19 protein-coding genes are annotated in these 23252 nt (G+C 60.4%); 13 read left to right on the top strand and 6 right to left on the bottom strand.

The window, feature by feature from the left end; all coding sequences use genetic code 11:
- Positions 1-79: 79 nt before the first annotated feature.
- From IEW18_RS09935 to IEW18_RS09945, 3 genes are all read right to left on the bottom strand, one after another.
- Positions 80-2452 carry an outer membrane beta-barrel protein gene (locus IEW18_RS09935; RefSeq protein ID WP_188557682.1) on the bottom strand — a complete coding sequence of 791 codons (2373 nt, stop codon included), beginning with the start codon at positions 2450-2452 and terminating at the stop codon, positions 80-82.
- A 373-nt stretch (positions 2453-2825) separates the two neighbouring features.
- Positions 2826-4082, bottom strand: coding sequence for a pyridoxal phosphate-dependent aminotransferase (locus IEW18_RS09940; RefSeq protein ID WP_188557683.1), 1257 nt, complete (start codon positions 4080-4082; stop codon positions 2826-2828).
- 90 nt (positions 4083-4172) lie between these two features.
- Entirely contained in the window at positions 4173-4520 is a 348-nt protein-coding gene (locus tag IEW18_RS09945) for a DUF3592 domain-containing protein (RefSeq protein ID WP_188557684.1), read from the bottom strand.
- Positions 4521-4582: 62 nt separating this feature from the next.
- Here IEW18_RS09945 and tsaE point away from each other — a divergent pair, with 62 nt between their 5' ends.
- From tsaE to IEW18_RS09965, 4 genes are all read left to right on the top strand, one after another.
- Positions 4583-5008 carry a tRNA (adenosine(37)-N6)-threonylcarbamoyltransferase complex ATPase subunit type 1 TsaE gene (tsaE, locus tag IEW18_RS09950; RefSeq protein WP_188557685.1) on the top strand — a complete coding sequence of 142 codons (426 nt, stop codon included), beginning with the start codon at positions 4583-4585 and terminating at the stop codon, positions 5006-5008.
- Between the two features lie 90 nt (positions 5009-5098).
- A complete protein-coding gene (locus IEW18_RS09955; RefSeq protein WP_188557686.1) occupies positions 5099-6328 on the top strand; it encodes an alanine dehydrogenase in 1230 nt (409 codons plus the stop codon).
- Positions 6329-6521: 193 nt separating this feature from the next.
- Positions 6522-7166: a GNAT family N-acetyltransferase gene (locus IEW18_RS09960; protein WP_188557687.1), complete on the top strand. Its 645-nt coding sequence runs from the start codon at positions 6522-6524 to the stop codon at positions 7164-7166.
- A gap of 3 nt (positions 7167-7169) precedes the next feature.
- On the top strand, positions 7170-7373 hold the full coding sequence (locus tag IEW18_RS09965; protein WP_229728680.1) for a hypothetical protein: 204 nt from the start codon (positions 7170-7172) through the stop codon (positions 7371-7373).
- Positions 7374-7401: 28 nt separating this feature from the next.
- Here the strand turns inward: IEW18_RS09965 and IEW18_RS09970 are convergent, their stop codons facing one another.
- Both IEW18_RS09970 and IEW18_RS09975 read right to left on the bottom strand, forming a co-directional pair.
- Complete coding sequence (locus tag IEW18_RS09970) at positions 7402-8523, bottom strand: glycosyltransferase family 39 protein (RefSeq protein ID WP_188557689.1); 1122 nt, start codon at positions 8521-8523, stop codon at positions 7402-7404.
- A gap of 89 nt (positions 8524-8612) precedes the next feature.
- Entirely contained in the window at positions 8613-9551 is a 939-nt protein-coding gene (locus tag IEW18_RS09975) for a flavin reductase family protein (protein WP_188557690.1), read from the bottom strand.
- A 102-nt stretch (positions 9552-9653) separates the two neighbouring features.
- Between IEW18_RS09975 and IEW18_RS09980 the strand changes: the two genes are divergently transcribed.
- The 9 genes from IEW18_RS09980 (at position 9654) to acs (ending at position 21288) form a co-directional block, all read left to right on the top strand.
- The gene (locus IEW18_RS09980; RefSeq protein WP_188557691.1) at positions 9654-10574 is read left to right on the top strand and encodes a M28 family peptidase; all 921 of its coding nucleotides are present in this window, start codon (positions 9654-9656) and stop codon (positions 10572-10574) included.
- Between the two features lie 76 nt (positions 10575-10650).
- Positions 10651-11427: a DUF2490 domain-containing protein gene (locus tag IEW18_RS09985; RefSeq protein WP_188557692.1), complete on the top strand. Its 777-nt coding sequence runs from the start codon at positions 10651-10653 to the stop codon at positions 11425-11427.
- 230 nt (positions 11428-11657) lie between these two features.
- Complete coding sequence (locus tag IEW18_RS09990; RefSeq protein ID WP_188557693.1) at positions 11658-12080, top strand: IS1/IS1595 family N-terminal zinc-binding domain-containing protein; 423 nt, start codon at positions 11658-11660, stop codon at positions 12078-12080.
- Between the two features lie 139 nt (positions 12081-12219).
- A complete protein-coding gene (locus IEW18_RS09995; protein ID WP_229728681.1) occupies positions 12220-13827 on the top strand; it encodes a hypothetical protein in 1608 nt (535 codons plus the stop codon).
- Between the two features lie 141 nt (positions 13828-13968).
- Positions 13969-15480, top strand: coding sequence for an MFS transporter (locus tag IEW18_RS10000; protein ID WP_188557694.1), 1512 nt, complete (start codon positions 13969-13971; stop codon positions 15478-15480).
- A gap of 167 nt (positions 15481-15647) precedes the next feature.
- Positions 15648-15863 (top strand): hypothetical protein, encoded by a 216-nt coding sequence (locus IEW18_RS10005; protein ID WP_188557695.1) that lies wholly within the window; start codon positions 15648-15650, stop codon positions 15861-15863.
- A 157-nt stretch (positions 15864-16020) separates the two neighbouring features.
- Complete coding sequence (locus tag IEW18_RS10010; RefSeq protein WP_188557696.1) at positions 16021-18786, top strand: sensor histidine kinase; 2766 nt, start codon at positions 16021-16023, stop codon at positions 18784-18786.
- 105 nt (positions 18787-18891) lie between these two features.
- Positions 18892-19269 carry a response regulator transcription factor gene (locus tag IEW18_RS10015; RefSeq protein ID WP_188557697.1) on the top strand — a complete coding sequence of 126 codons (378 nt, stop codon included), beginning with the start codon at positions 18892-18894 and terminating at the stop codon, positions 19267-19269.
- 93 nt (positions 19270-19362) lie between these two features.
- Entirely contained in the window at positions 19363-21288 is a 1926-nt protein-coding gene (gene acs / locus IEW18_RS10020; protein WP_188557698.1) for an acetate--CoA ligase, read from the top strand.
- A gap of 182 nt (positions 21289-21470) precedes the next feature.
- Here acs and fahA read toward each other — a convergent pair whose 3' ends face one another.
- Entirely contained in the window at positions 21471-22754 is a 1284-nt protein-coding gene (fahA, locus tag IEW18_RS10025) for a fumarylacetoacetase (RefSeq protein WP_188557699.1), read from the bottom strand.
- Positions 22755-23252: the final 498 nt, after the last annotated feature.

The raw sequence follows: 23252 nt of genomic DNA on the forward strand, positions 1-23252 counted from the left end.
TAGGTAGGTAGCTTTCTGCAACAAAAGGCCTGGCTTTCAAGATCGAAAGCCAGGCCTAGCGGGCAACCCGCGCAGCCGGTTACTGACCAGTGGCGGCGCGGCGTTTTTCCTCTTCCGCGCCGGTGGCGCGGCGGCGGGCGGCGGCCACCTTGTCGTTGCCGAAGCGGTAGGTCAGGGAAGCGGTGACCACCCGCGAGTCCTGGGCGGAGCGGTACGTTTCCTCCAGCACCCGGTAGCGGGAAGTAACGCGCAGCGGAGCGGTGTAGAAAATATCGGTGGCGTTTAGCTTAATCAGGGCCTTGCCCACCTGCTTCTGCACCCCAGCGCCTACCTGCCCAAACGAGCGAATATCCTGGTAAGCAAACCGCTCGGGGGAGTTGTAGCTCCCGTTGAGGTCAGCGCTCCAGCCGTGGCCCAGCGTCAGGCTGTTGTTAAGGCTGACAATGGCACCCGGCCGGCCGACGGGCGGCGCCGCACCATCCACCAGGCCCTGGAATTGAATATAAAATAGCTCGGCGCTGGCGTAGAGTTTCCACCACTTGGCCGGCTCCAGCGGGGCCGTCAGGGTCAGGCCGTAGTACTCCTGGGTGCGCAGATTAACGTCGGTGGAGGCCACCAGCTGGTCGGCGTCGAGGAGGTACACGTTCACGACGGGGCGGTTGGTGCGGGTGTAGCTCAGGGCCGTGCTGATCTTGTGGCGGAACGTGTGGGTGAGCTCGGCCTGCACGCTGGTAGCGGGCCACAGGGCCGGGTTGCCGGTGCGGTAGGAGGTAGCATCCACGTAGGAGCGGAACGGATTCAGCTGGTTGTAGGTGGGCCGGTCGAGGCGGCGGCTGAGGGCAAAGGCCAGCTCGTGCTTATCCGACAGGGGCCGGCGCAGGGTCAGGTTAGGGAAAAGCTGGAAGTAGTGGCGGGAAAATGAGGTTTGGCCCACGTCCTGGCGGCCGGTGGCGTTGGTTTGCTCCCCGCGCAGGCCGGCCGTAACCGTGAGCTCCGGGCGGGTGCGGGTCAGGCTGAGGTAGGCGGCGTTGATGTTCTCGGAGTACCGAAACCGGTTGGTAAGGCCCCGATCAACCTGGCTGACCCCGTCGCGGGTGCGCACGAACAGTACATCATTATCAGAATAAACCTGGCTTACTTTAAAACCTGCTTCCAGCCGCAAGCGGTGCCGCATGGGCCGGATGTAGTCAGTTTTGGCTCCCCAAATAGTGAGCGTACCATCCTGGTCGCCGAGCAGCGAACTGGGCGTGGCCGTGAGGGGCGCCTGGTAGGTAGTAGCCAGGTCCAGGGTGCGGGTAATGCCGTAGCGGGCTACGTCGGCATCGGCCGTCAGCTCGGGCGTACCCAGGGAGTCCTTCGGGAAGAGGTGGCGCAGGGTCAGGTTGCCGGCAACGTTTGGAGTCAGCAGGTTGCGCCGGTTAAGGGAGACGGAGCGGCCCAGCAGCTGGCCCTGGGCCCCGAAGAAAGCAGCTTCGTTCAGGCCTTTGGAGGGCGTTTGGCTGCCCAGGCCGCTGAGCACGGCGCCCAAGGTAGTCTGCTGGCTGAGCGAGTAATCGGCGCCGGCCCGCCAGGTGTGCGACTGCAGGTGGCCGCGGGGCGTGTTGCGCTGCACGGTTGTCAGGCCCGTCGTGCCGCCGTCCTGCCTGTAGGTTCGGCTGAAATCGAGTTCCTGAAAGCTCTGCCGGTTGGCGTAGGCGTAGGAGGCGTAGAGGTTGAGCTTCTTCTGCCGGTAGTTCAGGCTCAGGCCCGAGGTAAACTTACCGTAGCGGCCGCGGCCGTAGGCGGCGTTCAGGCTGCCGTTGGTGCCCAGGCGCTGGTCTTTCTTCAGGTTAATGGCAATGATGCCGGCCCCGCCCTGAGCATCGTACTTGGCCGGCGGGTTGGTAATCAGCTCTACCGTACTCACTTGCTCGGCGGGCAGGGAGCGGAGCAGGTTGGCCAGATCGGCCCCGGTCATGGGCTGGCGCTTGCCATCAATGAGCACCAGCAGACCCTGCTTGCCGCGCAAAGCCAGGTTATCGTTGGCATCCAGGGATACGCCCGGGGCGCGGCCCAGCACATCCAGCACGGTATTGCCGGCGCTAAGCGTGCTGCCTTCCACGTTTACAATGGTGCGGTCAGCAAGCCGCTCAAAGGTTGGCCGCTGGCCCGTAACGGTTACGCCCTTAAGCTGGGTAGCGGCCCCAGCCGTCAGAACAAAGGCCAGGGGAGTGGGCTGGGGGGCGGCCGTCACTTCCAGCGGACCCAGCCACATGCGGCCGTACCCCAGCTGGGCGGCTGACACCAGGTAGCGGCCCCCGGCGGCCGGGGTCAGGAGAAACTGCCCGGCCGCGTCGGTGAATTCGGTTTTGACAACCGCTGAGTCAGCGGCCCGATGCAGGGTGATGGTAGCGTATTCCACGGCGGCCCCGGTGGTAGTGCGCACCGAGCCGACTACGGGGGCCGGGTGCACTTGGGCACGGCTAGAAAACGGCAGAAGTACAACGGCTCCTACTAAGGCAACAGACCCTCCAGTGAGGCGGGGTAAACAAAAGCGCATAAGTACACGATCCGGTGGTTGAGTAAAGCGGAAAGTGCAATAGGGGTAGAAGAGGCCGACCCGCGCACAAAAAGCAAAGAGCGGCGGTATAAGAGCAGGATATCCGTTTCTCAACCAGTTGGTTAGGAATCGGATGCCGGAAGATAGCAAGAACCCCGCATACTCCGCGCAAAACAACGAGCATACTGAGCAGGCGCCCACAATGGCAACGGGCCCCACAGCAGTATGGTGGAGCCCGTTGCGGGTATGTTTGCTCAAAAGCTGGTAGTAGCCCCAGCCGGCAGCCCTAGCGCAGTGCCTGCAGCGCCGTCCGCAGGCGGGGTAGGGCCGCCTCAATAGACTCCAGGGAGGCACCCCCCACCGACATGCGGAACCAGGGCGCCGCACCATCCGTCCCGAAGGCACTAAACGGTACCAGGGCCAGCCGCGCCTCGCTGATTAGGTAGGAGGTCAGCTCTTTCGTGGTGCTGAGAACCTGCCCGTTGGGGGCGATTTTGCCTAGCACGTCCAGTTTGGCCGTGAGGTAGATGGCGCCCATTGGAACCATGGAATCTACGGGCAGGCCGTCGGCCTTCAGGGCCTGCAGGCCCTGGTGCAGGGCGTCGAGGCTGCGCTGCACTTTTTCCTTGAACTGTTCCAGGAACGCATCCACGGCGGTAGTTTCGGGCAGGTAATTGGCGGTAGCTACCTGCTCGGCCTTGGGTGCCCAGGCGCCCACGTGGCCCAGAATAGACTTCATTTTGTCAATTACCTCGGCTGGCCCGAAGGCGTACCCTACCCGCACGCCGGTAGCGGCCAGGCACTTCGAGATGCCATCAATATAGATGGTGTACTCGCGCAGGGCCGGGCGCAGGTTCACGGGGTCGTAGTGTTCAGTCGCGCCGAATGTAAGCAGCCAGTAAATCTGGTCATAAAGCAAGTAAAGCGGCTTTTCGCCGGGCTGGCGGCGCTGGTTTTCGGCTAGCACCAGGTCACAGATGGCCTCTAGGTCTGGCTTGCTGAATACGGTGCCCGTGGGGTTGAGGGGGGAACACAGGGCCAGCAGGGTAGCGCCTGCCAGGTGGGGCGCCAGCTCTTCGGCCGTGGGCATGAAGTTGTTTTCGGGGCGGGTTTCCACCATTACAGCCTGGGCCGAGGAAAGGTGGCAGTAGTGGTTGTTGTTCCAGCTGGGTACCGGAAACACCACTTTGTCGCCGGGGTCTACCAGGGCCAGGTAGGTGGCGTAAATAAGCGGCCGGGAGCCGCCGGCCACCAGAAAATCAGTGGGGGAGTAGGCCAGCCCCAGGCGGGTTTCGGTGAAGGTAGCGGCCGCCTCACGCAGGGCCGCCATGCCGTTGGCGGGGGGGTAGTTGGTGTGCCCGCTCTGGTAGGCGCGGGTAATTTTGTCCTGCAGCTCGGCCGGAATCGGGAAAATGCTCGGGTCAAAGTCGCCGATGGTGAGGTTGCAGATCTGCTCCCCCTTGCGAATCATATCGTTGACTTCGTTGCCGATTTTGATGATTTCGGAGCCGATCAGGCTACCGGCCATTCGGGAAACTTGCATGGTCAGGTCTTGGTTTAGGTCGGCCAAATATAGAAGCCCCCGCCGGTCCGGCCCCCTGCTAGCCGGTAAACTCTATGAAAACCTGCTCACTCAGGGCGTTGTTACCTCCACCCGGCGCGGAGCATCGGGCCAGAACCAGACGGTTACGGAGTCGCCGGGGCGCAGCTCCTGGACCTGGCGGCGGTGATTCTCAGTGTGTTCGATCTGCAGGGTGTCGGGACCGTAGCGGTAGCGCAGCGTCAGGATATGAACGCTTCGCTCCTGGCGGTTACGCACTACCAGGGCCCGGCGGGCCATACCGTATTTGCGCAATTGGGCATCTTGGTATAAGCCGAAGATGCCGAACTCAAAAATCAGCAGAACCGTCAGCATCCACAGCAGCATGAAAGGCGTGGAGACAGTGGGTGGGTCAGGAGAAGACAGCAGTTGGGCGGGCATTGCGGCAGAATAACCAAATTTGCGGGCTCAAGTTAACCGCCTCCCTTGTCCTGCCTTATCTGATGACCAGCGAAACCATCGAAATTTCCTCGCTCGACGCGCTACCCCAGGCCGCCGCTCAGGTGCGCGCCGCCATGCACGGGCACTCCATCCTGTGTTTTGAGGGCGAAATGGGGGCCGGCAAAACCACCTTTATCAAGGCTTTATGCCAGAGCCTGGGCGTGCAGGACGACATCAGCAGCCCTACGTTCTCCCTCGTCAACGAGTATCGGGACGCGCAGGACCAGCCCATCTACCATTTCGATTTCTACCGACTCAACGATGTGCGGGAAGCAGAAGGCATTGGGGCCCTTGAGTACTTCGATTCTGGTTATCTTTGCCTAATCGAGTGGCCGAGCCGCGTGGAGGCACTGTTGCCGCCCCAGCGGCTGGTTATCACGCTTACCGTCACCGGACCTTCATCCAGGGAATTAAAAGTTGAGAAGTAAAAATTAACAGGCGCTGGCCCTTTACTGCCACAGAAGCTACTGCCTACCCCAATTCTTAATTTTTAATTTTTAATTCTTCATTTACAAACGATGCCCGAAGCAGTACCCCCCGGATTCGAGTCGCTGGCTACCAGCCGCGCCTACTTCACCCAAGAATCCATGCTGGCCGTGGAAACGCGGAAACGGAAGCTGTTTATCGGGCTGCCGCGGGAAACCTCGCTGCAGGAAAACCGAATTTGCCTGACGCCCGAGGCTGTGAAGCACCTGGTGGAAGCCGGCCACGAAATCCTGCTGGAAAGCGGCGCCGGGGAGCCCAGCAAGCACTCCGACCACGACTACTCCGAGGCAGGCGCTACCATTGCCTACTCGCAAAAGGAAGTGTTTGAGGCCGATATCATCCTGAAAGTAGCCCCGCCTACCTACGACGAGATTGAGTACATGCGGGCCGGGCAAACCCTGATTTCGGCCCTGCAGTTTGGGACCCTCACCGGCGAGTACATCACGGCCCTAACCAAAAAGAAAATCAACGCCATCAGCTTCGAACTGATCAAGGACCCCTCCGGAGCGCGGCCCGTGGTGCGGGCCATGTCGGAAATTGCGGGCTCCACGGTCATGCTCATTGCGGCCGAATATTTGGCCCGCTCCAACGAAGGCAAGGGCGTTATTCTGGGCGGTATCACGGGCGTGCCTCCTTCCCAAGTAGTTATTTTGGGAGCTGGCACGGTAGCCGAGTATGCTGCCCGGGCCGCTACCGGGCTGGGAGCCGAGGTAAAAGTGTTCGACAACCACCTCTACAAGCTGCGCCGGCTTAAAATGAACCTGTGCACCCCGCAGCTGTACACCAGCACCCTCGACACCTTCGCCCTAAACCAGCAAATTCGTCGCGCCGACGTGGTGATTGGGGCCCTGAACGCCGAGGAAGGCCGGATTCCGTTCATGGTATCGGAAGACGTGGTGTCGCAGATGGCGCCGGGCTCCGTGATTATCGACGTGAGTATAGACCAGGGCGGCTGCTTTGAAACCAGCGAGATGACCAGCCACAGCAAGCCCGTCTTCCGCAAGTACGACGTAATTCATTACTGCGTGCCCAACATTGCCTCCCGGGTGCCACGCACCGCCACCAACGCCCTGAGCAACATTTTTACCCCCATTTTGCAGGAAATTAGCCAGCACGGGGGCATCAATGAGGTGCTGTTCACGAACGAGCATTTCCGCTCCGGGGTGTACGTGTACAAAGGCTCCCTGACCAACGCCAGCATTGCCCGCAAATTCAACATGCGCTACAAAGAGCTGGCCCTGATGATTGCCGTGCGCAACTAACCGCACGGATTTAAACGAATACATTGAATTTCTCGGATTTCGTGCCGAGGTAGGCCTGTGCGCAAGCACAGGCCTTTTTTATGAGGAAATGTGCCGCCGCCAGGAGCAAAAAAGCACCGGCGGAAGAGCAACGTAGGGCAACGCCCTTTGGGGTGGGCGCGTCTGTAGAGGCACATCTGGTAACCGCACTCCTATGACCTTGCCTCCGGCTTCTGCCCTCACCGCCCGGCCTGTTCTCGACTTTCCTTCCGCGCACGTGGCGGCGGCCATGACCCGCTCGTTTCAGGGCTACTTCGTGCCAATGCTTTTTGATGCAGCTTCGTTTGAGCGCCGTTTCCGCGGCGAGCACCTCGATCCGGCGGCCAGTCGGCTGTGGTTTCGGGGCGAGGAATTGGTGGGGGTAGTGTTCATCGCTCGCCGGGGCTGGCAGAGCCGGGTAGCGGCCATGGGGCTGGTACCGGAATTTCGGGGGCAGGGCCTGGGCCGCACGATGCTGGGCTCGGCCCTGGAAGAAGCGCGCCAGCGCGGCGACCACACCATGCTGCTGGAAGTATTTACGGTTAACGAGCCGGCCATTCGCCTCTACGAGCGGCTGGGCTTCCGGCGCGTCCGGCAGCTGCTGGGGTTCCGGCGGGAAGCAGGGGTAGCAGCCGGCACGGCGGAAGTCCTAACCGAAATCGACCCGCTGGAGCTGGCCCGGGCGGTGCTCCGCGAAACAGAGGAACCCCAGCCTTGGCTGAGCAGCGGCGAAACCCTGCTCAGCGCCACGAAGCCCACCCAGGCTTTTCGGTTGCACCACCATGCCTACGCCCTGGTGCGGCCTGATGCCGGACGATAAACGGTGCAAATGCTCCTGGTAGCCCGCGCGGCGCGGCGGCAGGGGTGGGGCACCCGCCTGGTGCGTGCCCTGGCAGCCCGGTTCACTGATCAGCCGCTGGTAATGCCCTGCCTGGTGCCGGAAGGGCCCGGCACCGAGTTCATGGACGCCTGTGGCTGGCCGCGAACGGAACTGGCCCTCTACGAAATGGTGTGCCCGTTGGCTTGATGCCTTTCCTCAGAAAGCATCGGGGAAGCTACCTCTCGCGCTGCCCAGCCGGAAAGCCGACAGCGGCCAATAGGAAAATGCTGGGCAGCAATGGCACAATAAAGCGGTTGTCCCAATCGGGTAGAGTGGCGGCGGCAATGGTAGCCTGCAGGCCGACTAACACCACAAAAAACAGGCGTTGCGGCTGGGTTAGCGTGGGTTTTCTGTAACCTCGGACCGCTAGTATATAGGCTGGGTAAATAAATAACGCAATGGCAATACTATGAAGTGAGGAATAATAGGGCTTAATCTGGGCGAAGAATACAATGAATTTTAATACAAACAGCTTGGTAAAATAAATTGGGTTATGCCCTATGAACAGTACCAGTTGCTGCCAAAGCGGGCTGGTAGGAGCTGGAATATACAACGGAGTGCTGGACGTAACCGCCATGAAGGGGTGACCACCGAATAAAGAGCCTCCCTGGTAGATGGCTATCAGAGAAAAAATATTATGTAATATCCTGTTAAAGCTAAATCCAACAATCAAAATAAATAACACGGATGCTACCACTACCACCCGGCGGAAGATAATTTGGCTGTGTTCCTTCAGTAGGAAAAGCACGTAAAAAAAGGTTGCTACCCCAATCACAATACCATTAGGCCGCAGAAAAAGCAGCCACCCAAGTAGTGGCATTGCCAGCAGCAGTTGCCGCATTCTGTGTGCCTTGAGCAGCAGGTAGGTATAAATCACCAGAATGCTGCAAAAGAGTGCGTCGGTGTGAATGTAGAAGTTCCAGGCCTGCAAATCGGGCCAGGCAACGTAGGCCAGGGTTGCCAGAAAAGCGGCCTGCCAGCGGCCGGAAACACGCTGGGTTAGGGCATACAGGCAGCTGGCGGCCAGGCCGGAAAGCAGGCTCTGAAACGCCACAACGGCTTTGAAAGGCAGCTGAAATTTCAGGAAAAAAGCTAGTACTGCCGTGTACCCACTGTATAATACATTTCGGTCCCAGACCAGGTGGTGATGCACCGCCATCTCCGTAGCGTGCCGAATATAGCGGTGGCTATCAAAAACGATTTTTACTCCGTAGTAACTATATAAATAAAGCTGAAGTAATAGCCAGGTAGCAAATAAAAAATAGACGTGATACTGCCGAAATGCGGTTGGTAACATATAGCTAAAAATACCTGTTCCGCCCTGCTGTTTGGTTATACGCAGCAGGGCGAATAAAAAGTACAGCCCGGGCGGGCAGCGTGGTTTATTTATTGGTCGGCTGCGGGCGGCGCGGCCAGCAGTAACACCTGCCAGGCGTCCAGCAAGCGTCCTTCCTCCAGCAACTGCTTACCCAGCAGCATCAGCTCCTGGCGCTGCTGGGCCGGGTCGTTACGAAACCTGTTCAGCGTATAGGCTACCAGCGGCTCCTGCTGGTAGGCCCGCACCTGCTCGGGAGTAGGCAGGGCGTGCTGCTCGATGTTGGCCAGCCGGCCCAGGTTGTTGCCCGTCAGCACCTCGGAGGTGCGGATGTGCTCCGGCAATTGGTCAATACCGATACCGAGGTTGCGGTTGGGTTTGGGCACTTCAAAGAGGCTGCTGCCCGAGGCCCGGCAGTACCAGTCGCCGCCCAGGCGGGCAATGGCGTCCAGCTTCGCGGGGTCGATGCCGATGCCGGAGGGTAGGATGGTATCCTCGCGGAAGTGGGCCAGCACCACCCGGCAGATAACCAGGTTGCCCGCGCCGTTGTTGGAGCCCAGCTCCACAACTTGTTCCACCACGCACTCGAAGGCGGCGGGGGCCTCCTGCACCCGCGGCGGGCGCACCTGCCGGCTGGCTACCTCCGTAAAACCGGCCTTCACAAATTCATTAACGCCTTTTTCGTACTCGGTGCTGGCCAGCGACATCTGCTCCACCATGGCGTGGTCGCAGATGTGAATCACGCATTCGGCTACCTCCCGCACGTTTTCCAGGGTGTGCTTCTGCGAGTTGTCGCGCACCCGGTTGGCGGGCGAAAACACCAGAATGGGTGGGTTAGACCCGAAGCAGTTAAAGAAGCTGAAGGGGCTCAGGTTGACGTTGCCCTCGGCATCCATGGTGCTGACAAAGGCCACCGGGCGCGGGGCCACGGCGCCCACCATGAAAGCGTGCCAGTCGGGGGCTTTCAGGTCAGATGGGACGATGCTGCGGAATGGGGTAGGAGCGGGCATAAGCTAGGTGGAGCGGGAGAAGACAATGCGGCGGCGAAAGGCCGTTTGGGCAACCAAAAGTAGGGGCTGCGCATCTACCGCTCACACCTTGGTTAATTTACTATGCGGCGGCTGCCTTTAATTTTACTACTCCTGGTACTGGGAGCCTTGCGCACCAATGGGCAAACCACTGCCGACACGGCCCGCCTGCGCCAGCACCTGGTGGCCCTTACTACCACGCCCGAGCCGCGCAACTACCTCCACGAAGCCAGCCTAAACCAAGCCGCCGACTACATCCGGCGGGAACTGGCGGCGGCCGGCGCCCGCACCAGTGAACAAGAGTATCAGGTGCAGGGGCGCCGCTACCGCAACATTATTGGTCACTTCGGCCCGGCCCAGGGGCCGCGCGTAGTGGTTGGGGCCCACTATGATGTATGCGGGGAGCAGCCCGGAGCCGACGATAATGGTACCGGGGTGGCCGCCCTGCTGGAACTGGCCCGTCTGCTCCGGCAGCAGCCTCAGTTACCGTATCCCATTGAACTGGTTGCCTACACGCTGGAGGAACCGCCCTTTTTTCGCACCAAACAGATGGGTAGCTACGTGCACGCCCAGTCCTTGCACGCGGCCGGCGTGCCGGTGCGCGGCATGGTGGCCCTGGAAATGCTGGGCTATTACAACGACCAGCCGGGCAGCCAACAGTACCCGTTGGGGCCGCTAAAGTGGGTGTATGGTAGCCGCGGGAACTACGTAACGGTAGCCCAAAAATTCGGAAACGGTCGGTTTGGACGCCGGTTTGCGCGCCGCTACAAGGCTACTGCCACGTTGCCAGTAAAGCGCTTTAACGCCCCGGCCTGGCTACCGGGCATCGACTTTTCGGATCACCTGAATTACTGGCACTTTGGCTACGCGGCCGTGCTGCTCACGGATACGGCTTTCTACCGCAACAAGAGCTACCACGAACCCACCGACACGCTAAGCCGCCTGGATATGCGCCGCCTGGGCCTGGCCGTGGATGCCGTACTCATGACGCTGCTGCACCCGTAAGCAGCCCGCCGCCCCGAACCCCGCCGGGCTGGAGGCGTACTCCTTGGTACGTGCCTTGCTGTATAGGGCAGCCCTGATGATAAAAAACGTTTTCCTGCTGCTCGGTTTCTGCACGCTGGCGGCCCCCGGCCACGGCCAAAGCCCCCGCCTCACGGACCGGAATACGCTGGGGTGGCTGGTGTACTCCGGCGACCATCAGCTGACCGAAAAGTGGGCCGTGCACACTGAATACCAATGGCGACGAGTAAACTGGCTGCGGGCCCCGCAGCAGCAGTTGGCCCGCCTGGGGCTGGTACGCACGCTCGCAACCCACGCTACGATTTCGGGCGGCTACACTTATTTCCAAACCCACCGCTACGGCGACTACCCGACCGTGCCCGCGCGGCCCGAACCCGAGCACCGGCTCTACCAGGACATCTCGCTGGAAAACCCGCTGGGCTGGCTCACGCTCACGCATCGCCTGCGGCTGGAGCAGCGCTGGCTGGGTACCCGCGCCAGGGCAGGGCAGGGGCCGGTGCAGGACTGGGCCTATCAGAACCGGATTCGCTACCAGCTTTCGGGACAGTTTCCGCTGCAGGGCCCTACTGTGGAGGATGGCGAGTGGTACCTGAATGCTTTCGATGAGCTGTTCATCGGCTTCGGCCGCAACGTGGGCAACAACGTGTTCAATCAGAACCGTTTATCCGGCGGACTGGGCTATCAATTCACCGACAAAGCCAAGCTAGAGTTGAACTACCTCTTTCAAATCAGCCAGCACGCTACACCTGAGCCCCTATCGGGCCGGCCGGTTTTCGAAAGCAACCACGGATTTCGGCTGAATGTGCTCTACGACTTAGATTTTACGGGTGAGTAGTCCGGCTAGCTGGCCTACCCACATCCAACCAATTTGTGCTACCAGGTTGCTGCCTCTCATCCGCTAAATACTTCTCCGAAGGACGAGGCTAGCATAGTAAGTAACAAATTAGGCTTCAGGCAGCTTCCTGCAGCTAGCGCCGGTAACCAAATAAATAATAGTTTGCTAAAATAGTATATGTTTACTAAATAGCTATAGGTTCCGTATAGTAACTCCTTACTTACTCTCGTATGTCTCAGCTGCATTGCCCTAAGTGTGAATCGACGGACGCTACCAAAAGCGGGATTGTGGGTGGCCGGCAGCGGTACAAGTGCAAAAACTGCGGCTACCATTTTTCCGTTGCCAAGGCCGGTAAGGAAATCAACTCCTACTACGTCATCAAAGCCTTACAGCTGTATGTGGAAGGCGTAAGCTACCGGGAAATTGAGCGGCTGCTGGGCGTAAGCCACGTTTCGGTAATGAACTGGGTAAAGAAATACGGCATGAAAGCCCCGCGCCAAACCGACTACCACCCAACCTACAAGATTCTGAATCAGAAGGAGCTGGCCGAATTTTTTCAGAAGCCGGAGAACTTAAAAGAGGCCGGGCTTATCGTGACTGAGCTGGGGGATAAGTACATGATGATCCGCTGGGAACGGTTTCGGCAGGGGTAGAGCTATAGCGCTTAGCAGAAGTATAACAACTACGTGACTTCTGCGTTGGGATTCTCCTACTTGGGGCTACCAGTCCGGCAGCGCTTGGCGGCTGGCTGCCTGCCCCGACCCATCCCAACCCTCAACCCCACCAAACCCTATGCGAACTACTCGCTACGCGTTGGCTGTGAGCGCGCTGCTGGCATCAGCCGCCGGTGCTACGGCCCAGGTAACACCCCCGCCCCCGGGTCAGCCCACCCAGCCTGCTCCTCCCCCCGCGCCCCCTACTGCGCCTGGCCAGCCGGCCCCGTCAACTTCGCCGGCGGCCCCAGTGGCCCCGCCCACTGCCCCGGCGGAATCAGTGCCTTATGGGGCCGGCATGAAGGTGAATCTCTCGCCCGATGGCTCCAAATACCTCCGATTCATTACCTGGCACCAAGTCTGGACGCGCTACACCAAAAACAACACCGGCACGCTGCGCGCCCCCGGCAAGCCCCAGGATGATCAGCTGGACTTTTCGTTGCGCCGTTCCCGCCTGATTGTTCTCTCCCAGCTCAATCCGCGCTTTCTCATCTACACCCATATCGGCATCAATAACCAGACGGCCGTGAGTGGGGGCGTAAACCCTACCCAGGATAGCAAGAAGCCTCAGTTGTTTGTGCACGAGGCCGTGGTAGAGTATAAGGTAAACAAATACCTGAGCCTGGGCGCGGGCATGCACTACCAGAATGGTCTCTCGCGCATGACCCGCTCCAGCACCCTTAACTACCTGACCCTGGATGCGCCCCTAACCAACTGGCCCACTATTGAAGCTATTGACCAGTTTGTGCGTGGCATTGGGGTTTACGGCAAGGGCCGCGTGGGCAAGCTCGACTACGTGCTCAGCGTAAATGAAAGCTTGCTTACCAACCAGACCGGCGCCTTTAGTACGCCATTAGGCCTGGGCGTGCAGACGGGAACGGGTGCCAACCGCCTTAATACCGGCAACAACGTGGCGCAGTACAATCCGCAGGGTACTAATCACGTGTATCAAGGCTACGCCAGCTACGAGTTTCTGGAGCAGGAAGCCAACTTGCTGCCCTTTAACGTGGGTACATACCTAGGCACCAAGCGCGTGTTTAACATTGGGGCCGGCTTTCTGTACAACCAGGACGGCATGTACTCGCGCTCCACGGGCAGCGTGCTGAACGCGGCGGCCATTGATGCCGCTACTACCGCGGGCCTGGCTTCGCTTAACACCATTGCAACCCGCAAGCACGACATTGCCCTGTTCTCGGCCGACGTGTTTTTTGATACGCCCGTTAACAAGGAGGCTGGCACAGCCTTCACTACCTACGCCGTGTACTACAACTACAATATGGGGCCCAACCACGTGCGCTACATTGGGGCGGCTAACCCCGGCTACGGGGCCAGCGCCCTGCGCGGCAACGCCGTGCCCCACTCCGGCACGGGCAACGTGGGCTTCGTGGAGGCAGGCTATTTGCTACCCCGCAACGTGCTGGGACCCAAGTTGCGGGTGCAGCCCTATGCTTCCTACCTGCTGGCTGGCTACGAAGGCCTGCGCAAAGCGGACGGCAGCATCCAGAACGTGAACATCTTCGACGGTGGGGCCAACTTCTACATCGATAGCCACAACGCCAAGTTTACACTCAACTACCGCGCCCGCCCCGATTTCACTAATCAGGCGCCGGCAGCCGGCGGGGGCGTGCAGGTAAATGGGGTGAGGTACCGCCCCGAAATCACGCTGCAAACCCAGGTCTTTTTGTAGTAACCGGGTCGTTAGGTTACCGTTGCCGGGTGCTAGCTGCTGCCGCCTTGCGTCCTGACCAACCTTGCCACCATCAGCCGATGATCATCAGCTGGCCCATTCATTTACACCGCCAATTTACCACCACAACCCCCCACCACTATGGCCCAAAACCTACCGCAGCGCGACGCCTACGCCGGTGCCGCGCCCGTGGGCGGCACGTCTCCCGCCGACGATTCGCTGACCCACGACAACAACGCCGTTTCGACCAGTAAAATCTGGCAGGTGATTACCGCCTCGTCGGTGGGCACCGTCATTGAGTGGTACGATTTCTACATCTTCGGTTCGCTGGCCGCCATCATTGGGCCGGTACTGTTTGGCTCCACGGGTAAGATTGAGGACACCATTCTGGGCACGCTGGCCGTGTTTGGGGCGGGGTTTGTGGTGCGGCCGTTCGGGGCCTTGTTCTTCGGGCGTATCGGCGACATGATCGGGCGCAAGTACACCTTCCTGCTCACCCTGCTAATTATGGGCGGCGCTACCTTCGTGACGGGCCTGATTCCGAGCTACGATAAAATCGGCATTGCGGCCCCGGTTATCGTCACCATTCTGCGCCTGTTGCAGGGCCTGGCCCTGGGCGGCGAGTACGGCGGGGCTACCACCTACGTGGCCGAACACTCCCCCGACAACAAGCGCGGCTACTACACCAGCTTCATCCAGATTACGGCTACGGCCGGCCTGCTACTAAGCATTCTGGTGATTATCATCACGCGCAAAACCATGGGCGAAGAGGCGTTCAAGGAGTGGGGCTGGCGCATTCCGTTCCTGCTCTCGGGCCTGCTGGTTATTGCCTCCTACTACATCCGCCGCAAGCTGCACGAGTCGCCCCTGTTTGCCAAAGCCAAGTCGGAGGGCAAAACCAGCACCAACCCCCTGCGCGAGTCCTTCGTGAACCCCGTAAACCGCCGCCTGGTCCTGATTTCGCTGTTTGGCGCCACCATGGGCCAGGGCGTGGTATGGTACACGGGCCAGTTTTACGCCTACTCTTTCATGCAGAATACCCTGAAGCTGGACCTGGTCGATGCCAGCCTGGTGCTGTGCAGCGCCCTGATTCTGGCCACGCCCTTCTTTGTGTATTTCGGCTCCCTGTCGGACCGCATCGGCCGCAAGAAAATCATCATGATGGGCTTGCTCTGCGGGGCCCTGTTTACTTTCCCCATCTTCTACGGTCTGAAGCAATTTGCTGGCCCCTTAACGGAAGTAACTGCCGCTACCGTAGATGCCACTGGCAAAGCCGTACCGGCCGTCATGAAGGCCCTCACGCCCAACCTGCTGGCCATGACGGCCCTTACCTTCTGCTTGGTGCTCTTCGTGACCATGGCCTACGGCCCCATTGCCGCCTACCTGGTGGAGCTGTTCCCTACGAAAGTGCGCTACACCTCCCTTTCCTTGCCCTACCACATTGGCAACGGCGTATTCGGCGGCTTCGTGCCCCTGATTGCCACGGCCCTCACCCTGCGCGCCGCCGCCTCCGACACGCCCTTTATTAAGGAGCACAGCACCCTGGCCGGTCTCGTCTATCCGGTGAGCATTGCCCTGATTTGCTGGTTTATTGGGCAAGCCCTGATGAAGGACGTGCGTAACGTGAAGCTGATGGAAGATAACCCCGTCTAGTAGCGCCCTGACATGTAAAGCTTTACCCTGAAGCGGTTGCTCCGCCCAGGTAAGTCAAAATCCGTCGGGCCGTTGGTTCGGCGGATTTTGCGCTACCAGTGCTGCTGCTTTCGGTGCTTGTTTTAAGAGACTGAAGGTCAATTTGTCTGCTACGCAACGCCCTTGCCATGCCACCCATTCTACCCCAGGAACGACCGGAACAGCGCCGGGGCCAGCAGCTGCTCTTCGTGACCGTGCTGTTTGCCGTGCTTCTCAACTTTCCCTTCCTGGCCGTGTTCGACCACGATGGCCGGGTAGGCGGCATTCCGGTGCTCTACCTCTACGTGCTGCTGGTATGGGTGCTGTTGGTGCTGCTAACGGGCTGGCTGGTGCGGGTGAAATAGTCAACTGGTGAGTTGATGAGCTGCCGGTGCCAGTAGTCTACGCCCTAAGCTCAACGCCCAACAGTTCGCTCCTACCTTCTCCGCGTTCAACTACAGCCGTACCATACCGCCAGAACAGCAAACTCACTAGTTCACCATCTCACTACCTCACCACTCCGTGAACACCCTGCTCGTCATTGGCTTTTCCTTTGGCTACCTCGCCCTGCTGTTTGGGGTGGCGTACGCGGCAGAACGGCGTTCGGCGGCGCGGCGGAGCCTGGTGAGCAACCCTTACGTGTACGCCCTGAGCATGGCCGTGTACTGCACGGCCTGGACCTATTACGGCTCCGTGGGGCGGGCCGCGCATTTTGGGCTGGAGTTTATCGGCATCTACCTGGGGCCCACCCTGATGGCCCCGGCGGCCTGGCTGGTGTTGCGCAAAATCATCCGCATCTGCCGGCAGCAGCGCCTGACGTCCATTGCCGATTTTATTTCCGCCCGCTACGGCAAGAGCGCCTGGCTGGGGGCCCTCGTAACTTCGGTGTGCGTGCTGGGAGTAGTGCCTTACATTTCCCTGCAGATCAAGGCCATTGCCGCCTCCTTCGACATTCTGACCGGGGGAGGCGAAACCTCCCTGCTCTCCGGTGGGGGTGCCGGGCTTTCCTCCGCCTTTATTACTACCGTGGCCCTGGCTTTCTTTACCATCATCTTTGGGGTGCGCTCCATTGAGGCCACGGAGCGCCACGAGGGCATGGTATTGGCCGTAGCCCTGGAAAGCTTAGTGAAGCTGGTAGCCTTCTTGGCCGCAGGTTTGTTCGTGACCTACGGCCTGTTCAATGGGTTTGCCGACGTATTCGGGCGGGCCGCCGCGGTGCCGGAATTGAGCCGGCTGTTTACCCTGGAAGGGGCGGGCACGGCCCCGGGCCAGTGGCTGACGCTGCTGCTGCTGAGCATGGCTGCCATTCTGCTGCTACCCCGGCAGTTTCAGGTGGCCGTGGTCGAAAACGTGAATGAGGACCACCTGCGCAAGGCCATGTGGCTGTTCCCGCTCTACCTCATCATCATCAATCTGTTTGTGCTGCCCCTGGCGTTCGGCGGCCGTCTGCTTGATGATGGCGGCCACTTCGATGCCGATACGTTTGTGCTGGCCTTGCCCTTGCAAGCGGGGCAGCCCTGGCTGGCCCTGCTGATTTACCTGGGCGGGCTGTCGGCGGCTTCGTCCATGATTATCGTGGAAACCATTGCCCTGAGCGTGATGATGAGCAACCACCTGCTCATGCCCCTGCTGGTGCGCATTCCGGCGGCCCGGGCCGAGGGGCCGCGCTGGTTTGCCTACCTGGGCCAGGTGGCCTTGCATAGCCGCCGCCTGGCCGTGGTGCTGGTGCTGCTGTTGGCTTATGGCTACTACGTGCAGGTAGGCCACCTGCTGCCCCTCGTGAACATTGGCCTGGTGTCCTTTGCGGCCGTGGCCCAGTTTGTGCCGGTGGTGCTGGGCGGCCTGTACTGGAAGGGTGGCACCCGCGCCGGCGCTACGGCCGGCATTCTGGCTGGCTTCGTGGTGTGGTTTTTCACCCTGGTACTACCCACGATGGTCGGCCCGCATCTGCTGCCCGATACCCTGCTGACCGACGGCCTGCTGGGGCTGCGGGGGCTGCGGCCCTTCGCCTTGTTTGGGCTCGAAGGCCTCGATTACCTGTCGCACGGGCTGTTCTGGAGCTGGTTTTTCAACCTGGGCCTGTACGTAGGCGTGTCGCTGCTGCGCCAGCCCTCGGCCCTGGAAGAGCACCAGGCCACCGTGTTCGTGGATGTGTTTCGCTACGGCGCCGTGTTCGAGGGGCCGGCCGGCTGGCAAGGCGCCGCCCCGCTTCCGGATCTGCGGGCGTTGCTCACAGGCTTTTTAGGTAAGAAGCGCGCGAACCAGGCCCTGCACGCTTTTCAGGAGCGTTTTCCGGATGCCCACGTAACCGAGGGCGTAACCCCGCCCCAGGCCGATCCGCGCCTGCTTGCCTATGCCGAAAAGCTGCTGGCCGGTTCCATTGGTCCGGCCTCGGCCCGGCTGCTGCTGCGCTCCTCGGTGGGGGTAGAGGACATCAGCTTCGATAACGTCGTCGGGATTCTTCGGGAAAGCCAGCAGCTGCTGGAAGCCAACCGCCAGCTCCAGAAGCAGCAGCGCCAGCTGCAGCGCCTGACCAGCGAATTGCAGGCTGCCTACGACCAGCTGCAGGAGCTGGACCAGCACAAGGACGAGTTCCTGTACACCGTCACCCACGAGCTGCGCACCCCGCTTACCAGCATTCGGGCCCTATCAGAAATCCTGACCGACAACCCCGAACTGGACGAGGACGAGCGTCACCGCTTCCTGCTCACCATCACCAAGGAGTCGGAGCGGCTGAGCCGGCTGATAACGCTGGTACTGGACCTGGAGAAGTACGAGTCGGGCAAGGCCACCCTGGAGCGCGAAACCGTGGACGTGGCCGACATTATCACCGATGCCCTGGAGGCAGTAGGCCAGCTGCTGCGCGACAAGCACCTGCACCTCGACCTGGCCGTACCGCCCGGCCTGCCGCCCCTGCTCGGCGATCGGGACCGGCTCATGCAGGTGCTGGTAAACCTGCTCAGCAACGCCATCAAATCGTGCCGCCCCGATGGCTCGGGCCGCATTGCAGTGGTTGTGGAAGCGGCGCCCCAGGCCCTGCGCATCACAGTGCAGGATAACGGCAAGGGCATCGACCCGGAGTTTCACCAGCTCATCTTCGACAAGTTTTTCCAGGCCCGCAACCAAACCATGCGCAAGCCCGAGGGCTCGGGTCTGGGGCTGGCCATTACCAAAAAGATAGTAGAGCTGCATGCCGGCCGCATTTGGGTGGAAAGCGCCCCGGAGCAAGGCGCCCGGTTCTCGTTTGAGCTGCCGGTAGGGGCGGCCTCGGCCCGCAATGCCCCCTGAGCTATCCGCAACGGCCTCCTCCGCTGAGCTGAAAACCCGCCGCCCGAAAGAGACCTTCTGCCCCGCTTACTTTTCCTCTCCCGAACAACTTAGCTTGCCTTTCTCATGCCGACTCCCCACATTCTGATTGTCGATGATGAGCCCAACATTGTGATGTCGCTCGAATTCCTGATGCGCAAAAGCGGCTACCAGGTGAGCATTGCCCGCAACGGCACCGAAGCCCTGGAAGCGGTTGACCGCACGGCCTTCGATGTGGTGCTGCTAGACGTGATGATGCCCGACGTAGATGGCTACCAGGTATGCCACCACCTGCGCCAGCGCCCGGACCGGGCGGGCACGCGCGTCATTTTTCTCTCGGCCAAAAGCAAGGAGGCCGATATTCAGAAAGGCTACGAGGTGGGGGCTGACCTCTACATTCCTAAGCCCTTCAGCACCCGCCAGCTCATGGAAAAAGTAAAAGAACTGCTCAGCGCGCCCGTGTAGCCGCCCAGGCGCGCAGCCCCAGCCGCAAACTGCCACTGGCCGCTGGCCTGGCTACCTCTTCCGAAACGTACCACTTCCAAACTTCCGATTCTTATGCCGCATTCTCCCACCAAACACGCCCGCATCCGCACCCTGGAGGAATACCACGCCGCCTACCAGCTCAGCACCGAAAACCCCGCGCAGTTCTGGGCCGAAGTAGCCGAGCCCTTCACCTGGCGCCGCAAGTGGGATACCGTATACACCGATGACTTGAAAGGGGGCCGCAACGAATGGTTTCAGGGCGCCCGGCTCAACATCACGGAGAACTGCCTCGACCGCCACCTGGCCACCCGGGGCAACAAGCTGGCCATCATCTACGAGCCCAACGACCCCAAAACGCGCCACCTGCGCCTGACCTACCGAGAACTGTACCAGGAGGTGTGCCGCTTTGCCAACGTGCTGCATAACAACGGCGTCGAGAAAGGTGACCGGGTGTGCATTTACATGCCCATGATTCCGCAACTGGCCGTTGCCGTGCTGGCCTGCGCCCGAATTGGAGCCATTCACTCCGTCATTTTTGCGGGCTTCTCGGCCACTGCCATTGCCGACCGCGTGAACGATGCCCAGGCCAGCGTGGTGCTCACCGCCGATGGCCTCAACCGCGGGGCCAAGCAGATTCCGGTCAAGCGCGTGGTGGATGAGGCCCTGGAAACCTGCCCGAGCGTACGCCGCGTGATTGTGACGGAGCACCTGGGCTGGCCCGTGCACATGCAGGAAGGCCGCGACGTATGGTACCACGAGGAAGCCGAAGGTGTCGCCAAAACCTGCCCCGCCGAGGAAATGGAGGCCGAAGACCCCTTGTTTATTCTCTACACCTCGGGCAGTACCGGCAAGCCCAAGGGGGTAGTACATAGCACCGCCGGCTACATGATATGGGCTGATTACACCTTCCGTAACGTATTTCAGGTAGAGGAAAACGACGTGTACTGGTGCACCGCCGACATTGGCTGGGTAACGGGGCATTCTTACCTGCTGTATGGCCCCTTGCTGGCTGGTAGTACCTCGCTCATGTTCGAGGGCATCCCGACTTATCCCGACGCTGGCCGCTTCTGGGAGGTGATTGACAAGCACTCGGTCAGCATTTTCTACACCGCGCCTACCGCCATCCGCAGCCTCATGGCCGCTCCGCTTGATAACGTGCTCAGCTACTCGCTGGACTCCTTGCGGGTGCTGGGCTCAGTAGGGGAACCCATCAACGAGGAAGCCTGGTACTGGTACTACCAGCACGTGGGCAAGGAGCGCTGCCCCGTGGTGGATACCTGGTGGCAGACGGAAACCGGCGGCATGATGATTTCGGCCCTGGCGGGCATCACGCCCAGCAAGCCCGCGCACGCCGGCCTACCGCTGCCGGGCGTGCAGCCGGTGCTGCTTACCCAGGAAGGTCAGGAAATTGAGGGCAACGACCAGGAAGGCTACCTGGCCATTAAGCACGGCTGGCCCGGCATCATCCGCACTACCTACGGCGACCACGAGCGGGCCGTGCAAACTTACTTCGGGCCCTATCCCGGCTACTACTTCACCGGCGACGGAGCCCGCCGCGACGAAAACGGGCTCTACCGCATTATCGGGCGGGTTGATGACGTGATTAACGTGTCGGGTCACCGCTTCGGGACGGCCGAAATCGAAAACGCCATCAACCAGAATGCTAACGTGGTGGAAAGCGCCGTGGTCGGCTTCCCGCACGACGTGAAAGGCCAGGGCATTTACGCCTACGTCATCTGCCGCCCCGGAGCCTGCGAAAAGGAATCGGACAAGGTGCATGTGGAGGCCAGCATCATCGAAACCATCGTGGCAGAAATCGGCAAAATTGCCAAGCCCGATAAAATTCAGATTGTATCCGGCCTGCCCAAAACCCGCTCCGGCAAAATCATGCGCCGCATCCTGCGTAAAGTAGCCGAAGGCGAAACCAGCAGCCTGGGCGACACCACAACCTTGCTCGACCCCGCCGTAGTCGACGAAATCATCAGCGGCCGGAAGTAGGGAGCAAGACATGCTACACGTAAAAACGCCGACCTGTACTAGGTCGGCGTTTTTGTTTTCCAACGAATTGTCATTCCGAGCGAAGCGAGGAATCTGGGGTAGCCTCTAGAATGTGCCCCAGATTCCTCGCTTCGCTCGGAATGACAATTCGTTTACCGCATGATGTTTAAATGTAGCCAGACTTACACCTGGGTAGCCGGTAGCACCGTGCCCGTCACGGCCCCGAAGCCAATCCGTAGGCCGTCCCGCTGGCAGTACCCGCGCATGGTCACGGTGTCCCCATCGAGCAAAAACTTGCGCTCCGAGCCATCGGCCAGGGGCACGGGGCGGGTGCCGCGCCAGGCAAGTTCCAGCATGGAACCGAGCGAGTCGGGGGTGGGGCCGCTGATGGTACCGGAGGCATACAGGTCGCCGACTTCGAGGTTGCAGCCGTTGGAAGCGTGGTGGGCCAGCTGCTGGGCCATGCTCCAGTACATCAGGCCAAAGTTGGAGCGCGACACGGTGGTTTCCGGGCCACCCTCGGGCTGAATGGCGACTTCCAGGTTGATGTCGAAGTTGTGCTGGTCGAGCTGGCGCAGGTAGAGCAGGGGCTCGGGCTCCTGCACGGGGCCGGCCACCCGGAAGGGCTCCAGAGCATCCAGCGTCACGACCCACGGCGACACGCTGCTACCGAAACTCTTACCCAGAAACGGCCCCAGCGGCACGTACTCCCAGCTTTGAATGTCGCGGGCGCTCCAGTCGTTGAACAACACCAGCCCGAAGATATAGTCCTCGGCGTTCTGCACCGGCACGGTGTCGCCGAGGTGGGTGCTGCGACCCACTACGAAAGCCATTTCCAGCTCAAAATCCAGCTGTTGGGAGGGGCCGAAGGTAGGCGCCGCGGCGTCGATAGCTTTGCGCTGCCCGTTGGGCCGGCGGATATCGGTGCCGCTCACCACAATGGAGCTGGCCCGGCCATGGTAGCCAATGGGAATGTGGCGCCAGTTGGGCAGCAGGGCGTTGGCCGGGTCGCGGAACATCGTGCCCACGTTGGTAGCGTGCTCAATGCTACTGTAAAAATCGGTGTAGTTGTGGGGCTTTACGGGGCGCAGCATCCGCACCTCGCTCTGGCGCAGCAGGCACTCGCGCATCACCTCGTCGGAGCGCAGGGCCTCGTTGTCGTGGCGCAGCAGCTCCGAAACGCGCTGGCGTACGGCCCGCCACACCGGCCGGCCCAGGGCAATAAACTGGTTGAGGCTGCGCCGCCGGAAAATCTTCGGCATCCGGGGCCCCAGCTCCAGATCCTGGAAAAAACCGAACTGCGACACGGCGTACAAATCCAGCACGTACTCGCCAATGGCTACCCCAAGCCGCGGCCCGCGCAGCTCAGTTTCAAACACCCCGAAGGGCAGGTTCTGAATCGGAAAGTCACTGTCGGGGGCAATATCAATCCAGGAATGCAGGCTCGGGTCGTTGGGGTTAGCCATAGAGGGTAGGGGTAGTGGAAGGTGCGGCAAAGGTAGCGGGGTAGGGGAAATAAGGCCACCACGCCCGGCCTTACCCAGAAATTCCGTAAAGCTGCTACCTTGAGCCGCCCCTCCTGCCCCAGCTTGCTGCTGCGGATATAGGGGTAATAGTTCTGTTTATCCGTTTACCAATAGTTGGATGGACGAAGCGGACGACCCGTTTAGTTTCGTCCATAGAGAGGTTACCAGTAACTGTAATACAACGAAGTGTGAAAATGAAATATATTAAACGAGCATTTGTGGCAATTCTAATTCTGGTGGCTATTGGATTGTTGTTTCGTGGGTGGCTATACCGACACGTAGTACTGTATACATCTATTGGGCAAAGAGCAAATTATTCAGTCACGGACAGTAAACTTGTTGATTACATAAATAGAAGGTGGTGGTAAAATAGCAGGTGATTAGCCATCTGCTTCTATGCGTTGGTTATGCGCATCGATGACGAGTTGCAAGCGGATG

It is taken from the genome of Hymenobacter glacieicola (assembly GCF_014640315.1).
Taxonomy (GTDB): Bacteria; Bacteroidota; Bacteroidia; order Cytophagales; family Hymenobacteraceae; genus Hymenobacter; species Hymenobacter glacieicola.

Bases quoted from the DNA above. Each gene is read 5' to 3' on its own strand.
- IEW18_RS09940 (WP_188557683.1), bottom strand. From the start codon at position 4,082: ATGCAAGTTTCCCGAATGGCCGGTAGCCTGATCGGCTCCGAAATCATC.
- IEW18_RS09945 (WP_188557684.1), bottom strand. From the start codon at position 4,520: ATGCCCGCCCAACTGCTGTCTTCTCCTGACCCACCCACTGTCTCCACG.
- tsaE (WP_188557685.1), top strand. From the start codon at position 4,583: ATGACCAGCGAAACCATCGAAATTTCCTCGCTCGACGCGCTACCCCAG.
- IEW18_RS09955 (WP_188557686.1), top strand. From the start codon at position 5,099: ATGCCCGAAGCAGTACCCCCCGGATTCGAGTCGCTGGCTACCAGCCGC.
- IEW18_RS09960 (WP_188557687.1), top strand. From the start codon at position 6,522: ATGACCTTGCCTCCGGCTTCTGCCCTCACCGCCCGGCCTGTTCTCGAC.
- IEW18_RS09970 (WP_188557689.1), bottom strand. From the start codon at position 8,523: ATGTTACCAACCGCATTTCGGCAGTATCACGTCTATTTTTTATTTGCT.
- IEW18_RS09975 (WP_188557690.1), bottom strand. From the start codon at position 9,551: ATGCCCGCTCCTACCCCATTCCGCAGCATCGTCCCATCTGACCTGAAA.
- IEW18_RS09980 (WP_188557691.1), top strand. From the start codon at position 9,654: ATGCGGCGGCTGCCTTTAATTTTACTACTCCTGGTACTGGGAGCCTTG.
- IEW18_RS09985 (WP_188557692.1), top strand. From the start codon at position 10,651: ATGATAAAAAACGTTTTCCTGCTGCTCGGTTTCTGCACGCTGGCGGCC.
- IEW18_RS09990 (WP_188557693.1), top strand. From the start codon at position 11,658: ATGTCTCAGCTGCATTGCCCTAAGTGTGAATCGACGGACGCTACCAAA.
- IEW18_RS09995 (WP_229728681.1), top strand. From the start codon at position 12,220: ATGCGAACTACTCGCTACGCGTTGGCTGTGAGCGCGCTGCTGGCATCA.
- IEW18_RS10000 (WP_188557694.1), top strand. From the start codon at position 13,969: ATGGCCCAAAACCTACCGCAGCGCGACGCCTACGCCGGTGCCGCGCCC.
- IEW18_RS10005 (WP_188557695.1), top strand. From the start codon at position 15,648: ATGCCACCCATTCTACCCCAGGAACGACCGGAACAGCGCCGGGGCCAG.
- IEW18_RS10015 (WP_188557697.1), top strand. From the start codon at position 18,892: ATGCCGACTCCCCACATTCTGATTGTCGATGATGAGCCCAACATTGTG.
- acs (WP_188557698.1), top strand. From the start codon at position 19,363: ATGCCGCATTCTCCCACCAAACACGCCCGCATCCGCACCCTGGAGGAA.
- fahA (WP_188557699.1), bottom strand. From the start codon at position 22,754: ATGGCTAACCCCAACGACCCGAGCCTGCATTCCTGGATTGATATTGCC.